This window comes from Geomonas oryzae (assembly GCF_004117875.1).
Taxonomy (GTDB): Bacteria; Desulfobacterota; Desulfuromonadia; order Geobacterales; family Geobacteraceae; genus Geomonas; species Geomonas oryzae.
In genome coordinates this window covers 623,981-638,909 of record NZ_RAHW01000002.1, presented here as the reverse complement: position 1 = coordinate 638,909, position 14,929 = coordinate 623,981, and the positions used below count along the sequence as shown (strand labels likewise).

10 protein-coding genes are annotated in these 14,929 nt (G+C 49.6%); all 10 read left to right on the top strand.

All coding sequences use genetic code 11. The annotated features are described in order from the left end of the window. Window positions 1-9 precede the first annotated feature (9 nt). Complete coding sequence (locus D6Z24_RS07440) at window positions 10-939, top strand: hypothetical protein (protein WP_129125927.1); 930 nt, start codon at window positions 10-12, stop codon at window positions 937-939. 62 nt (window positions 940-1,001) lie between these two features. Continuing rightward, entirely contained in the window at window positions 1,002-2,747 is a 1,746-nt protein-coding gene (locus D6Z24_RS07435; RefSeq protein ID WP_246014598.1) for an SIR2 family protein, read from the top strand. After that, window positions 2,744-4,165 (top strand): argonaute/piwi family protein, encoded by a 1,422-nt coding sequence (locus tag D6Z24_RS07430; protein ID WP_129125926.1) that lies wholly within the window; start codon window positions 2,744-2,746, stop codon window positions 4,163-4,165. The genes D6Z24_RS07435 and D6Z24_RS07430 overlap by 4 nt, the downstream gene beginning before the upstream one ends. A 99-nt stretch (window positions 4,166-4,264) precedes the next feature. Next, window positions 4,265-5,488 (top strand): DUF6361 family protein, encoded by a 1,224-nt coding sequence (locus D6Z24_RS07425; protein ID WP_129125925.1) that lies wholly within the window; start codon window positions 4,265-4,267, stop codon window positions 5,486-5,488. 74 nt (window positions 5,489-5,562) lie between these two features. Then, window positions 5,563-7,299: a phospholipase D family protein gene (locus D6Z24_RS07420; protein WP_129125924.1), complete on the top strand. Its 1,737-nt coding sequence runs from the start codon at window positions 5,563-5,565 to the stop codon at window positions 7,297-7,299. Then, complete coding sequence (locus tag D6Z24_RS07415; protein ID WP_129125923.1) at window positions 7,266-10,346, top strand: DEAD/DEAH box helicase family protein; 3,081 nt, start codon at window positions 7,266-7,268, stop codon at window positions 10,344-10,346. The genes D6Z24_RS07420 and D6Z24_RS07415 overlap by 34 nt, the downstream gene beginning before the upstream one ends. A 282-nt stretch (window positions 10,347-10,628) precedes the next feature. Next, window positions 10,629-11,582: a hypothetical protein gene (locus D6Z24_RS07410; RefSeq protein ID WP_129125922.1), complete on the top strand. Its 954-nt coding sequence runs from the start codon at window positions 10,629-10,631 to the stop codon at window positions 11,580-11,582. A 341-nt stretch (window positions 11,583-11,923) separates the two neighbouring features. Beyond that, window positions 11,924-13,018, top strand: coding sequence for a hypothetical protein (locus D6Z24_RS07405; protein ID WP_342782624.1), 1,095 nt, complete (start codon window positions 11,924-11,926; stop codon window positions 13,016-13,018). Then, a complete protein-coding gene (locus D6Z24_RS07400) occupies window positions 13,015-14,355 on the top strand; it encodes a uracil phosphoribosyltransferase (protein WP_129125920.1) in 1,341 nt (446 codons plus the stop codon). Before D6Z24_RS07405 ends, D6Z24_RS07400 begins: the two co-directional genes overlap by 4 nt. Then, the gene (locus tag D6Z24_RS07395) at window positions 14,352-14,900 is read left to right on the top strand and encodes a hypothetical protein (protein WP_129125919.1); all 549 of its coding nucleotides are present in this window, start codon (window positions 14,352-14,354) and stop codon (window positions 14,898-14,900) included. Before D6Z24_RS07400 ends, D6Z24_RS07395 begins: the two co-directional genes overlap by 4 nt. The last annotated feature ends 29 nt before the right edge of the window (window positions 14,901-14,929 follow it).

Sequence of the window (14,929 nt, the reverse complement as noted above, 5' to 3'; positions counted from 1 at the left end):
GGAGAGATTATGACAGGCGATATTACTGGCAAGCCACATCTTATATTCTTTCGTGAGACTCCTGCTGATCTCCTGGACAAGCCACCTTTGGCTAGCTCTTTTCAACATTTGGAGACTGCTTTCTTGCTAATCTCCATGAGACGTTTTCCGCATGCTTTGATTTCATGCGCATCTGCAATTGAAAGCGCACTCAAGGCAGGCTTAAACATTCCAGTCGGCGATATGTCGAAATTTGGCCAGCTTCTCGATAAAGGTGTAGACCGCCTTCCGCAGCCGAAGGCCTTCACTAGAGGGCAGTTATATGATTTTCGTGAAAAGCGTAATAAAATCATACATTATGGTTTTAGTACCAAAGATGATGAGGTGTCTGCAGAGTTAATGTTGAAAACGGGTCTTCCATTGCTGGAACAGTTGTATCTTCACTTATTTGGCTTTTCTCTCTGCACTCGCGGGAGTATGTATGGTGGATTGCTACCTGAAATTTCAGACCAGTTCCAGGTTGCTATAGCAGTTTTTAATATGGTAAAAGATCGTAAAGATCTGAAGTTTACCTATTGTTTCAATGCATTTGGTCATAAATTGCGTTGGGGCACTCAACACTGGAACATGTCGCATTGGCAGGATGAAATGCTTTCCGAAGAGCACATGACTAAGATGGATTACACAGCAGAATTCCTTAAAAAAATCTGTGAAGATTTGGGCTGCGACGAACGAGAAGAAGTCCTTGATTGTCCAATTTGTGACGAAGCTCAAAGCTTTGCAAGTGAATTTGATCTCGAGTTTTTGCACCAGCATAAGACGATTTCCATAATCAGAGGAATGTGTGCAAATTGCAACTTCACCATTTACAAAAACAACCCATACTTAGCGGATCATCTTTTTAAAAACATCATCACCGAGGAATTTACTACCAAGATGTTGCAAGGATACGGACTATAAACGATAGATGATCTTTGAGATCAAATAACCATTTCTGAGTAACTGTGACTGGACAATTCGTGATGAAAAAAGAGAAGAAAGGTATGCCTCAAATAGAAGCGGATGACTTCGTCCGACGCTTCTCATTGCGTGCTGGAAACCTAATGTGGCTGCTAGGGGCCGGTGCTTCGGCTTCGGCGGGGATTCCTACTGCCGGGGACATGATTTGGGAATTTAAACAGCAACTGTATATCAGCCAACGCCGGATCTCGTATCAGTCTGTAGCAGACCTTTCAAACCAGAGGATACGGGCACAGTTGCAAAATTATATCGATTCATCTGGGAGATTGCCCGCTCTCGGGGCCCCTGACGAGTACGCTGCGCTTTTTGAAGCAGTCTACCCGGCAGAGTCTGATCGTCGTGCCTACTTAGATGGAAAGATGGCCGGAGCGAAAGTGTCCTATGGACACTTGGCTCTCGCCACCTTGATGCAGGCTCAACATACACGTGTCGTTTGGACGACGAACTTCGATCCGCTCATTGCCGATGCTTGTGCCAAGGTCTATGGGGGAACCGGGCCACTCACGACTGTTGCTCTTGATGCCCCAGATTTGGCAGCTCAGTGTATCGGTGAAGGCAGATGGCCTATTGAGGTAAAACTGCACGGGGATTTTCGGTCTCGGCGACTCAAGAACACGGGTGAGGAGTTGCGCCACCAAGACGCGCATCTGAGGCAGGTATTTGTAGACTCATGTAGACGCTTCGGGCTGGTTGTCGCTGGCTACAGTGGACGTGATGACTCGATTATGGATGCGCTGGAAGAGGTTCTGCAAAATAAGGGGGCTTATCCTTCAGGTTTGTTTTGGTTGCATCGCGGAGAAGATCCACCGCTTCCCCGCGTTGAGGAATTGCTTGCACGAGCAAGTCAGGTTGGTGTGGAAGCAGCTCTTGTAAAGATTCAAAATTTTGATGAGGCAATGCGGGACCTGCTTCGGTTAATAAAAAATACCGATACATCGGTCCTCGATTCTTTCGCTACAGACCGCCGTCGATGGACTGAAGCACCTCAGCCAGCTGGGCGCCGTGGTTGGCCAGTTCTGCGTCTCAACGCTTTACCTGTAATTCAGATCCCGACCACATGTCGGCGGGTGGTTTGTCAGATAGGTGGTCTGGTAGAAACGCGGGAAGCTGTGGAAAAGGCTGGCGTTGACATATTAGTAGCTCGTACTCGATCCGGAGTGTTAGCTTTTGGCAGCGACAGCGATGTACGCGCAGCCTTTTCTGGCCACAATATCTCTGAGTTTGACCTGCACGCCATTGCTGATAAGCGCTTGCGCTACGATTCTGGCGAGCGCGGCCTGTTACGAAGTGCCCTAATCTGTGCTATCGGACGCTGCCGACGGGTGGATGTGATTCGCCGGCGGAGTTCTGATTTGCTAGCACCATCTGACCCAAGGGAAAGTGTCTGGAAACCTCTGACCCGCATTGTTGGGGCTATTCATGGCACTGTAAGAGGTGTCCCCGATTTAAAGTGGCGAGAAGGTGTTGGTACTCGGCTTGACTGGGCCGGTAATCGGCTGTGGCTTCTGGTTGAACCTCGCACGGTATTCGACGGAATAACTGAGGAAAACAGGGCTGCGGCAACGGATTTTGCCCGCGAGCGCACAGTCAAGCGTTACAATAAACAACTCAATGATCTCATCGACTTCTGGGCTGACCTCCTTGCCGGTGATGGCGGCGACATGCGTGCACTGGATGTCGGAGGCGGAATAGATGCGGTCTTCCGACTTTCCAGCATAACGGGTTTCTCATGGAGGGCCGGAGCATGAACAGTCAAATTTCACCTCACCTGTGGTTACCGGAACCTAAACTCTCTTTCCATCCTGACCGCAACTCAGACCAGGACGTACACCCCCTGCGTGGCCTTCTGAGATTTGGCCCTTACTCACGAGGGCTGGTTCCCGATCCAATCCGGGTCGCCACAATTGCTCCTGCTGGTGAGGGAAAACTCCTCTACGGTTTTCTTAAGGAATTGAAGACAGAAGCTAAGGCAACCGAACGTGCCGATTATCTCCCTGATTGGCCAGGATTTCACAGTGTTTTTGGGCTCCATATGGGTGGCGCTGGCGCTGGCTGTCATATCGAGCTCGACAAAGAACTAGAGACGGAATTCAGGGACTCACCATCTCCGCACATAGTCCTAGCTGATCGCATCACTCGTGCAATACAGGGACTCGAAGCGCAACGGTCCAAATTCGATGTCTTGTTCATATACATTCCCCATCGTTGGATGCCGGGCTACTTTGGAGGGGTAGGTGATGACTTCGATCTTCACGACCATCTGAAGGCCGCCACAGCAGCACGGCGACTCCCCATCCAGTTGGTACGTGAGGACAAGGCTTTGGCTTATCCACATAGGGCTAGTGTTATGTGGCGTATTGGGCTGGCACTATATACAAAAGCCGGAGGTGTCCCCTGGAAATTGGCTGAGGTAGATCCCGAGACAGCCTACATAGGTATCTCTTACGCTGTCCGTTCGCCTGAGTCTGAAGGGGCTCGTTTCGTGACATGCTGCAGTCAAGTTTTCGACGCTGAGGGTTCTGGTCTCGAGTTTGTCGCTTACGATGCCCATGAGGTGGAAGTTCAGAGAGACAATCCGTTTCTCTCACGCACTGAGATGTTTCGCGTTATCACACGTTCAATGGATCTGTACCGTCGTCGGCATGCGGGGCGCTCCCCACGTCGCGTAATGGTGCACAAAACGACCGAGTTCAAACGGGAGGAGGTTGACGGTTGCATGGAAGCCCTTCCCCTGTGTGAAACGGTTGATTTGGTCCAGGTTGTTGAAGATGTAGGGTGGCGTGGCACCCGATTAGACAAGGATAAGGAAACCCAAAAAGGCAAACCTGCAGCTTATCCTGTCTCCCGTGGCACCGTTGTAAGTTTAAGCCCCCGTGAATCGCTACTGTGGGTGCATGGCGATGTGCGAGGCATAAGTGATCGTGGAGCCTTTTTTCAGGGAGGGCGAAGCACCCCTCGGCCTTTGCGATTGGTTCGACACGCTGGTCACGGACCGTGGGATGAAACCGCTCATGCCATTCTTGCGCTCTCGAAAATGAACTGGAACAACGATGCCTTGTATGATCCTTTACCAGTGACAATTGGGTACGCAAAGGTACTAGCACGCGTAGTCAAGCGCATGCGAGGCTTAGGTAGCGTACCGTACCAATTCCGATTCTTTATGTGATGTGTCCCTACTTGAATCGGCAACGAGTCCCCCAGTATCTGGAGGCGATTTGTCCGAAACGTAGGTTTTACCAGACTTACTGATTTTATTGGAGGGGCCGTGGATTCTTCGCTCGGATGGACTTTACTTTCGCGGGATGCTTTAAAACGAGCTGAGGCAGAACTTAATTCCGAACAGGGCGTTAGAGATGAAATAGGATTCTTGCTTCTCCATCAAGGTTATTCAAATCGCTTTTTTCCAGGCACATCCGTTCTTCATACCCGCATCCGTTACACCATCTTTATTCCCCTCATTTATAAAAATATCTGTTCCTCCCGTGCATTAGGTGATGTTACGGCAGCTATTGAGGATGGAGAGAAGAAATTAACCAAGCGTCTGATTGACGCCAACATGGCGCCAGGTGCAGGCATAATCGGAAAAGAGAAATGGCCTGATCCGACAGCGCAATCGCCGTCAAGCATCTACTGGACAGCCCTTTCTACGTGGGGGCTACTTTACCGAAGGCTTGATGGATCGGTGCCCACGCGTTCTGCTGTGAGCGGAATGATCAGGTCCCAGGCAATTGGCTCTCGATTGGCTGATGATGACGAATCCCCTCTTAGTGAGGTCGACCCGATTTTTGTTGATGTACCGATGCCGCCAGATTGGAAAAATGTTCGAGAACCTTTGAATTTTACCCTCACGCTAGACGAACGCGTCTTCCTAAGGAAACGTCTTAAGTGCGTGACTCGCAGTGATGGGGCCGATAGCTTTCTGTCACGCCTTGTTCATCAGGGCATCTTCTGGGATGAAGGTAAAATGAGCCCATGGAGCGGGGATTTAATCAATTATGCAGATAAGAATGACAAGATGGCTTTACGCCGAGCAGGGCAAGCGTCGGCAATGTCGGCGATTGGAAGAGCAGTTTACGATGCACTGGTAGAACTTCGCCGACAAGAGGATGGTTTTACCAAAAGCAATTCATGTGTAGAGCACCTCGAAGCTGTGCGGAGGGTGCACGCAGCAAAGGCCCTTGATTTAGATATAGATGGTATTCATGAAGACATAGGTGTTTTGGCCGATTATTTCGTGAACGTACTCAGGGAAACTCAAAATTGGATAAGAAAGCCCTTTCCCCTGAGAGATTTGTTGCCTCTATACGAATACGCAGAAAGAAGCAGGAAGACGATTTCACGTTCCCGCCTTTCGGATTCCTTCTCGGGAAAGGAAAAACGGCGTGAATGGCAGGTTCCCATGGCCGTTGAAAAGGGGGATCCCACAGGGGAACCGCTTCATTATCGCTGGAGTGTCGTTACCAGGATGTTGAGGGACTTACACGAATGACTGTGGAGAATAAACATTGGCCGGGAATTCCCTATCTCGATTTGTTGAAACCTCAGCACCGATGGAAGGTGGAGATGGCGATTCTCGCAACATACTCCGCTGATTTGGTGGCAGTAACCGCTGCACTGATGGCCGCGGCGGGCGTAAACGTAGACGACAAAGGGCAGAAACTTTCCAGTTTGCGGTTTGCCCGGTCTTACGAAGAGCTGCGTGGAAAGTTCCACGTTATCTCACAATCTGGACGCATTTCACTTCCAAGGTCCGGCGGCCCTTTGTTATCCCTATTGGACCGAATGATGGTCCAGGTAGATTGTGATGAAGAGAAAAGATCCTGGCACCCAAAGTTCACTGTTGCTCGTCATGTGTCGGACGATAAAGCGCGAAAGGTTGAATGGCGAGTTTGGATCGGAAGCAGAAACCTGACAAGGGACATCTCCTGGGATAGTGGGCTTGTAATTACAGGGGAAAAGGGCAAAGCAGGGAATTCGATCCCCGGACTCGTCGAGACAATCTGCTTTTTTATGGAGAAGGCTAGGATCGACGCAAAGAAAGTCAACCAGCTGAAACGGGAACTAGGGCTGGTGAATTGGATAGTGCCTCCGCGCATAAAAGTGGAAGAGGTATGCCTGCTTGGCCCTGACCTCCGGTCATATTTCCCCGAAGTACCAGATGGTCTGAAGGAAGTCGTAGTTGTTTCACCGTTTCTTGATAGGGGGATTGTCAATAAATTCGGCACTTGGGGTGGGGGAGGGGTAAAAAGATGGATTCTGTCTACCAGGCCGGCCTTCGCCAAATTGGTTCGTTCGCATGGTGGGAGCCTGAATGCCTTCAGTGCAGGATACCTTGGTTCGCCAGAGTCCTCTGAAGATACCTCTTTTGATACTGTTGATTCGGACGATGAAGTCCTTGAATCCAGAGGCCTACACGCAAAATTGATTTATGCACGGCACGCCAAAGGAGAGTCACTTTGGATGGGTAGTGCAAACGCCACTTCTCGTGGCTGGGGCGGGCGGAATTTCGAAGTAGTTGTAAAACTCAGTGCTACAGCCGGGATTGGCGCGGGCATTCATGCCTTGGTTGGGTTGAGTACGCCTATAAAGGATGCCGAAATCGTGGATCCTCCGGACTCGGACCCAATAGAGGAGGAACTGAAAGTCGCTCGCAATCAGGTGGCAGCCCGATGGCGGCTGGTACATGAAATGTTTGAGAAAGGCAATAGACTTAGCGGTAATGTTGCGCCGCACCCGGACAATGAAAACATACAGTTGGAGGTTGCCCAACTCTCCACAGAATACGTCACCTGGCTGAGGAATACGAAGGAACTCATCCTGGCGCCGGTTCCGTTGTATGCACAGACGGAGTTTGTAAAGGTCCGTCTGTCCTTGCTCGGCAAACACCTGGAATGGGTCCAGCTAACTCCGTTCAAGGCACCCTTGGGCGAAGAAAGGGATCAGCAGGCCATAGCCCGGTTGCTATCACCAAAGGCCTTCTTAGAGTGGATTAGAGCAATTTTGGAGGGGCAAGAAACCCATTTTGAAGATGAGGACCAAAACTTTGGCCCTAAGAGAGGAGGAAATGACTACACCAGCAACCACGACAGTTTTCAGATTTGGGCCCCGACTCTGGAGATGGTGTTAAGCGCATGGAGTCGCAATCCTGGTGTCCTGAATTCGGTACAAGAGAGGGTTTCAAAGTATCTTCCAAGTATGCTTGCACGTTTGGCCGAGCATCCTGTGTCTAAAGATGAATCACGTGCTATCAAAGAATTTATCGAGGCATGGGAAATAGTTCAACAGGTTCTGACGAAATGACATCTAAACTAAAGCCTTTTCAGCATGCAACGGTAGACGCAGCTCTTGATGCATTGTCGAAAGGAGCGCGTCGCTTTTTGGTTGCGGATGAGGTTGGCCTCGGCAAGACGCTGGTGGCTCAGCAAGTGGTTGATAGAACTTCCAGAAAAAAGCGGGGGCAGCCACTGATTGTCTTTTATGTCTGCAGCAACCTTACCATCGCCAGGCAGAACCGAACGAAATTATTGGAAATTTTGCCTGAAAAAGCGCGTAAGGCCGCTCAGAGCACGGAAGATCGACTCACCATGCTTCTGACTGCACCAGCTTTGCCGAATGATCTGAAGTTTCATCTTTATACTTTGACACCAGATACCTCCATTCCGATCAGGAATAAATCAAGATCACATTTCGGGAAGAAGCCGGAAAGGGCTTTACTCCAGGCGTTGCTGGAGCGGATTTGTCCGCAAATAGACTGGAGTTTTCTCCAAATGAGGAAATTAAATGCTTGGGAGGTAAGTGTTTCTAGTTCAAGAAAGTATCTGGATGCGAATAAACATATCGTGTCGGCATTCAGACATGGAATTCTTCAGGAATTTGAAATAGGACATCATGCGCAGATGCCTCGAAAGTTGTCTGACTTGTTGGCCGTGGCTCTTGGAGCAGGGACTAAAAAAGCGTTGCATGCTCTGATTCCTCGGTTTCGTAATGCCCTGGCCTTGGCAGCAATTGAAAAAATCCAACCTGACCTAGTAATTTTTGACGAATTTCAGAGGTTTAGAGATCTGGTTCAGGTTGACCAGAAGAAAGAATCTGAACGCCTTGTTCATAGGCTCCGAGGAGAAAATGGAAAGGTAAAGCTTCTATTGCTTTCAGCTACTCCATACACTCTTTATGCACGCCGAGGCGATAATATCTCTCATCACGCCCAATTTCATGAGCTCATTGAGTTTTTATACGGGCCCAAAGGCAAGGGGATCAGGAAGCAAGCCGAGGATTTGCTTTCCATTCTTGAAGAGAAGATCGTAAAAAATAAATGGAAAACAAAAGAAGCTGGCGAGATCCGTGACCAGATAGAAGCTTTGCTGTCTCCTGTCATTGGCAGAACAGAGCGTATCTCACATGCACTTACCAACTCCGAATTTGTGCTCGATGAGAAAAAAGGAAGTCTGCACCCCAGTGATCTACAGATTTTTAGGCACTTGGCCGAGTGCTATAGTAAACACCAGTCTGCGGCAGTTCCCTACTGGCAATCAATTCCGATGCCGATTCAAACCATGGGACCGCGCTATGTTGCGTGGAAAACCTGGAGGCAAAATCATCCGAAGGTGTCTCTGAAAAACGTATTTACCTTCAGCAAGAAGGATAGGGACCGTTATTCAAGAATTCCCACTCTTCCACATCCCAAGTTTCGCGGCCTTCAGGAGATAGCCACCAGCAAGCTGCTTTCACTACCTTGGTTACCACCTACTCTTCCATGGTGGAAACTAGAAGGGCCTTGGCACCAGGTTCCTGATCCCTCCAAAATCTTAATTTTTAGCCGATTTCGAGCGGTGCCACAGGCAGTCTCTGCATTTCTGAGCTACGACGTTGAATCGCAGCACCTTAAGGGAGAGAAGTACGGCCGCATCTCTGGAGATAAGCTTTTGGGGAGTCGCGCTCCGGCTCTCGAACTGTTTTTTCCATCTCCTTTTCTGATCCAGGTCACCAATCCACTTGAGCAGCAATGTGGCACTCACAAGGATGCTTTACGGCTGATTTACAGGCAATTAGAGCAAGCTGTGATCCGATATGGGATCAAGATCGATTCCAAGAAGAGCGGAAAAAAAATTCACCCGATCAAGCCTTGGTCCCTCCTTGTCCGGCTGGAGGCTAAAGCCGGGCGATGGCGTGAAACTGCTGTGGCATGGCGCTTACTCGGGCGAAAGTCCATTGTGAAAAAATCGGCAGAAGCCGGCATCGCCGCTCTTCTTGATCAATGTGATGAGGAGTCGCGAAAAACGCTGACTGTCGTGTCGCGATCAGATCTGATGTCCCTGGCTCGCATCGCGTTGTCCTCGCCGGCAGTAGCGGTGGGACGCGCATTATTAAGGCATTGGAGCGATGCTCTCCAGCCTCATAATCTTGATATGCTCCTTGCTGTGGCATGGGAGGGGCTCAGAGGGTATTTGGACCAGAAACTGTTCAAGAAGGGATTTCAAAAGAAGGGGGAGGAATATCCCCAAACCATTCAGCGTTTGGTCGTAGAGGGAAATCTGGAGGCCACGCTTGATGAGCATCTTTGGTTGCTGAAAACCAATAGCATTGAAGGCAGAGGTCTGGCTTCTTCCTTATTGGAGAGTCTGACGATCCACGCCGGTAATTTCTTTATACATCCCGTCCAAAGAGGTACAGCTAAAACATTTTCTCTTCGGGTTCACTGCGCCATGCCATTCATCGACTCAGAGGCAAGACCGCGTGAAGAAGTCAAAGGTGGGACCCCTCAGGGCACTCTTCATGAAGAGAAGCCTCTGCGCACCGAAGATCTGAGGAAGGCATTTAATTCCCCGTTCTGGCCACACGTTTTGACCACGACCTCCATTGGTCAGGAGGGTTTAGACTTCCATTATTGGTGCGACACCCTCGTGCATTGGGATTTGTGCCGGAACCCAGTAGATCTGGAGCAGCGCGAGGGTAGAATACAACGGTTTGCCTGCCTCTCCGTAAGGAAGGCAATCATGCGCGACAAGGGAGACCGCGTTTTCCCACAGCTCACAAGGAATACAAGCCCTTGGGAGCGTCTGGCTAAAGTTGCTGATTCCGAGTTGAAGGACCAGTCGGGGATGGCGCCATGGTGGATTGCTAAAGGTGCGAAGATCAATCGATATGTAATTACTCTACCGGCGAGTGAAGAGGTGCAGCGAGTAAAAACCCTCAAAGAGCAGCGTAGGCTTTACCGTATGGTATTAGGCCAACCAAACCAGGAGGATTTACTTGAAATTCTACGGCAATCAAATGCAGGCGATGAAAGTGTAGATAATCTAAAAAAGGCGATGATCTGCCTGTCTCCATACTTCAGATCCCATAAATAGATTAGTAATAAATTATTAAATACTAAGTGCTTTGATGCCTGTAGGCATTTGTAAACCAACGGACCCCGCACCTCGGCTAAAAGGAGGACAAAACTGAGAACTACACCCTATTGTATTTCTCTCATAAACCCAGTATTATCAGCCGGCGGACGAATTCTCAAGTTTGGGATGGCCTGTGAGAGCCGAATCCGGATCGGTTCAACCACCCCCCATGCGGTGGCTTAGCGTCGCAAAAGCTTGGATTCGTTGGCATGTGTCTGTTATTTCAAGATTGGGGGCGGGATGAGAGAGAAACTATTTCTTCTTACATCGAAGCGTGTCGCCGCTCGACTGACAAATGTCTTCGACTTTGTGTGGCCCACTGCAGCAGCAATATGGAACCTGCGGTGGCAAGTGACTGGCTACCTTCAAGTCAATCCGTCGGCTTCTCATGCTGAGGTCTCTGGAAGGTTTGTGGCAGGAAGTGGCATCAAAGGTGCTAATCTTCATCGTGCTTGTTTGAATACATCTTGGGAAGATCAACAGCAGGAATTTGCAAGATTCCTACTAGTAGAATTTTGTGCACTTTATGAAACATGGTGTGAAGGTGCTTTGGTTGAATTGGGACAACCAACCAATCTTGCAAAATCATTTCAATTCCCTACAACTCTCACAGCTGGTTCTCCAACAAAGGGGGTTGGGTATGGTATTGCTTCTATTAATGGAACGCTGTCTCAGACCATGATTGGAGCTTTTTATCCTGTTCTATGCAGGAACCTGAAGTATTCAAAGCCTCATCTTGAGGACCTCCTTAAGTGTTACCGTTACTTTAAAGAGCTAAGAAATGCTTTAGTGCACTCAGGAGGCACCACTTCTACAGCATTCCTGGACGCTCAGGCAGAGTATTTAACCCTCACGTCTGCCTCGTTGGGGGTGAAAGAAGTACCAAGCTATGTTCCCCAAACCTCGAATGGCAACGTCAAGATCAGCCTTCGAGGTGTCGTTGGTTTTGGGGAGATAGTTTTGAAACTGATCTGCACCCTTGATGCGGAATTAGTGCAATCGTCATCTGCAGAACTAGTTTTCTTATCGAGGTGGAGAGAAAAACATGGCACCGGCATGATTTCCATGGCTAGCAATACCCAGGCGAGAGAAGGGCGCATCATTCGGCTTGTAAGGCAACTTGATTTGCCGGCCCCAGTTGTAACACCTCAATTGGACGCGCTTTTGAAATCACATGGGTTAGTAACATACTGACGGAGCCCAATCAGATATATGAGCTAGTGTATTCTAATAATGACCTTGTTGAGGATGAAGGGCTCCTCTAGTAACGCTTATAGGCATTCTATTTTGTTGCAGGATAGCCCATTGCTCTGATTTCACATGTTCCAGGAGGTGGTGAATTGACTTCCGCCCTGACATCGTGTTTTGACACCCCCCGATCGTTTCGGATGGCACTGCTCGCTCTGCCGATGTCATACACTTACGAGCCGCCCAATCGTGGGGCCCACTTCTATGTTCATCTTACTAGAATATGCGACGTCGTCTGCGATCATTGCATGTATTCCTCGGATGGCTCAAATACTTCTGGGGCCAGAATGCGTCTCGAAGACGTCGACATTGAACTAGCTCTCCAGTATATAATAGATTCTACACCCGCTAAAATCACTATCTCCGGTGGCGGGGAGCCTTTTTTGGAGTTGGACTCTCTTTTACAGCTCCTACAAAAAGCCCACTGTCCGTACATTGAAATCGACACGGCAGCGAACTGGGCTGGGGCGTCAGAAGTAACCAAACGCATTCTTAAACAAATTTGCAGCGCGAGTCGTCGTAATCCTTCATCTCCCCGCCTGATAATTAGAGCTAGCATTGATAAGTTCCACATGACCGCGTTTAACCCGGTACCACTAGAGGCTTATGTTAATCTTGTTCACGCTTGGTTACCCTTTCGCGACCATATCGAGTTGGGCTTTCGAGGCCTTATTCTTGAGGATGACCGGTCAGTCGAGGCTCTGGCTGACGCCCTGGGCGGTGGCATCTCGTCACGCGATTCCTGCAACAAGGTCATATCTTTGCCTGGGCATGTCACGCTGCCTGTCACTTTCAATGTTCTGAGATTCACAGGAAAAGGCTCACAACTGCAGAAGAAACTCGCCGATCGGACTCTATCACTGCAACAGTACTTCGCCCCATTTGAAGATTCACCTGAGAGGTTGGTCTTGAGTCGAGCTATCAATGACGCCGTCAAGGCAAAGTACTACCCGTACGACGGTGTTTCCATAACCCTTGACTATGACGGCTCGTTGCATGTCTTCACGGCTACCGCACCGGATCGGCGCTGCAATATTCGGACTCATACATTCGCAGAGTCACTGAAGTGGTTCTATGGAGATCCAATTACCCGCGTGTTGCTTTCAGAAGGACCCTACTGGTTATGTGAAACCCTGCAACCCGTGGCCCCTTCCTTAGTTGCCGATGCGTTGCGAAGGAACGATGTCTGCTCTCTTGTAGAGACCCTGTTATCTGACGCTCGAATATGCGGATTCGTGACAGCAATAGCACTTAAGGCCCTAATAAATAGTGGCCTCGCAAATCCTTTGACGCGGCATGTTATCTTAGACCAGTTACAAGCTGCGAGTTTTGCTGATTTACAGCTAGAAGCTATCCAGGCTTTGGGAAGGGACTTACAATGAACGAAAGTCTAGGAATTGACCCGATGTACCAGTTGCTTCGCGAGCCGAACCTCGGTGATGCAGCAGTTCGGGATGTTGTCATAGCATTGTCGACTAACCTTGCTTTGAGGCTACACGAACAGCTCAGAGTCTTCCCGGAAAATAAGGTTTTGTTGATTCCTATCCTTCGCGGCGGACTGCTCATGTACCCGGCCTTTGCAAAAGTATTCAGATCTGCAGCTGTTGGTCTAGTTCAAATTGCAAGAGAGGGAGAGGGCCGAAAGGTTATTTACGAGAGTTTGCCTCAGGGGATTCAACCTGAGGTTATTTTGTTCTTGGATCCAGTTGCTGGCACTGGCGGCACGATCGAACGAGCTGCGCGGTTAGCTCGGGATCGGTACGGAGCGCGTAAGCACGTCGCTTGTGTGATAACAGCTGCTCGCGACGTGAGGGGAAGTTTGAGAACCGAGGAAGTGTCCTTGGAGGGCGTTTCTACAGAGGAGGAGAATCTTGATGGCCTTGTTATCCCTGACCTCGGAGAGCGGGACGCGGGGGATTTAGCATGCCTTCCTGCCAAAGGGCCTTTGCTGCCCAACGCTTTCCCAATTGCCGCGTTCGAGCAATTCCATGCTGATGATGATCGGGCCAAAACTTTGCGCTCCGAGCTGATTTATGAGCCGATTCTCGAGATTGCACGCTCGAATCATTTCCTTAATATCCTGGACTTGGGATGCGGAGCTGGGAACCTTACTAAAGCAATGGCAAAGTACGCGGACAATGTCGTTGGGTACGATCCATCTGAGGAGGCGATTGATCTTGCGAGGAAGAAAAACGACGCGGACAACGTTTCATTTACCACACTGCCTCCAGATTTAAACCGAGGCAAATTTGATTTGGTAGCCTGCTGCATGGTCCTTAACTCGACACACGAATTCGAGGGTGTTGTCGAGTTGGCGGCAAAATGCAGTGCCCCGAACTCACTGCAAGTGTGGACAGTTCTTCACCCTGCCTTTCAGTTCAACGAGTCGCAGTGGCGAGCGCGAAAATGCATATCGCCAGCAAATCTATCTGTTTCCTTCTCACTTTTGCCGAGTTACTTTGACGAACACACCTTTGGGAAGAGACTAGGAGACCTGGCGCTCACAGAATACCATAGACCGTTATCCACCTACATTAATACTTTTGCGAAGAATGGTTTTTATCTCATGGAGATGAGGGAGCCGCGAGCCGTTGACGTCAGCCCCAGCATCGTGGACTACTTTGTCCCTCGTACCATAATGTTTGTTACTCGCGGACCACTAACGCAAGAGAATCACTCGGAGATAGTTCCTAACTACAAGAACGAGGTGATTAAATGAAGCAGCGTATTGGTAACATAAATGGGTCGAAAAACGTCATTGTTACCCAAGCGTCTACTCTTTCCCAAGGTACAACAAGCAGCGAACAGGACGTAGGTGCGATTACAAATACGGAGGGGGTACGGATAGCGCAGATTCTCTGTAATGACGAGGTACTCGTGGACGCTCTTGGAATGGGGGCTTCACTCTCGCGTGAAGTAGCGTCTTTGTCAAAGAGCGAAGCTGCCTCACTTGCCCGAGACACAGTTGCTCTGGTCGAAGACCTTCTAGCTGAGCCGCTATCCCTGAAGCAGGTCACGGTCTCGCTCAATGCCATAAAAGAACAAGAAGATATCCCTAGTGTGCTGCGGCACACCTTCCGCGACCTAGCTACGATGATTTCCGCTGTTTCAGGGTCGGTCGCCCTATGGCAGGTTGGCGATCCGGCCACTGTGGCAATAGGCATACCAGCGATGTTGGGAGTAACGGGTTTATTAGCGGGCGACAAACTTCGTGAGATTTACTTGAGGATCTCTAGGCGCATTCGTGAAGGTCAACGGAGATAGGCAGTCGCAAGTAGTCTTGATGCTGTGTT

What these genes read in the sequence shown, in the direction of transcription:
- D6Z24_RS07440 (WP_129125927.1), top strand. Translation starts at nt 10, where the DNA reads ATGACAGGCGATATTACTGGCAAGCCACATCTTATATTCTTTCGTGAG.
- D6Z24_RS07435 (WP_246014598.1), top strand. Translation starts at nt 1,002, where the DNA reads ATGAAAAAAGAGAAGAAAGGTATGCCTCAAATAGAAGCGGATGACTTC.
- D6Z24_RS07430 (WP_129125926.1), top strand. Translation starts at nt 2,744, where the DNA reads ATGAACAGTCAAATTTCACCTCACCTGTGGTTACCGGAACCTAAACTC.
- D6Z24_RS07420 (WP_129125924.1), top strand. Translation starts at nt 5,563, where the DNA reads ATGGCGATTCTCGCAACATACTCCGCTGATTTGGTGGCAGTAACCGCT.
- D6Z24_RS07415 (WP_129125923.1), top strand. Translation starts at nt 7,266, where the DNA reads ATGGGAAATAGTTCAACAGGTTCTGACGAAATGACATCTAAACTAAAG.
- D6Z24_RS07410 (WP_129125922.1), top strand. Translation starts at nt 10,629, where the DNA reads ATGAGAGAGAAACTATTTCTTCTTACATCGAAGCGTGTCGCCGCTCGA.
- D6Z24_RS07405 (WP_342782624.1), top strand. Translation starts at nt 11,924, where the DNA reads ATGCGTCTCGAAGACGTCGACATTGAACTAGCTCTCCAGTATATAATA.
- D6Z24_RS07400 (WP_129125920.1), top strand. Translation starts at nt 13,015, where the DNA reads ATGAACGAAAGTCTAGGAATTGACCCGATGTACCAGTTGCTTCGCGAG.
- D6Z24_RS07395 (WP_129125919.1), top strand. Translation starts at nt 14,352, where the DNA reads ATGAAGCAGCGTATTGGTAACATAAATGGGTCGAAAAACGTCATTGTT.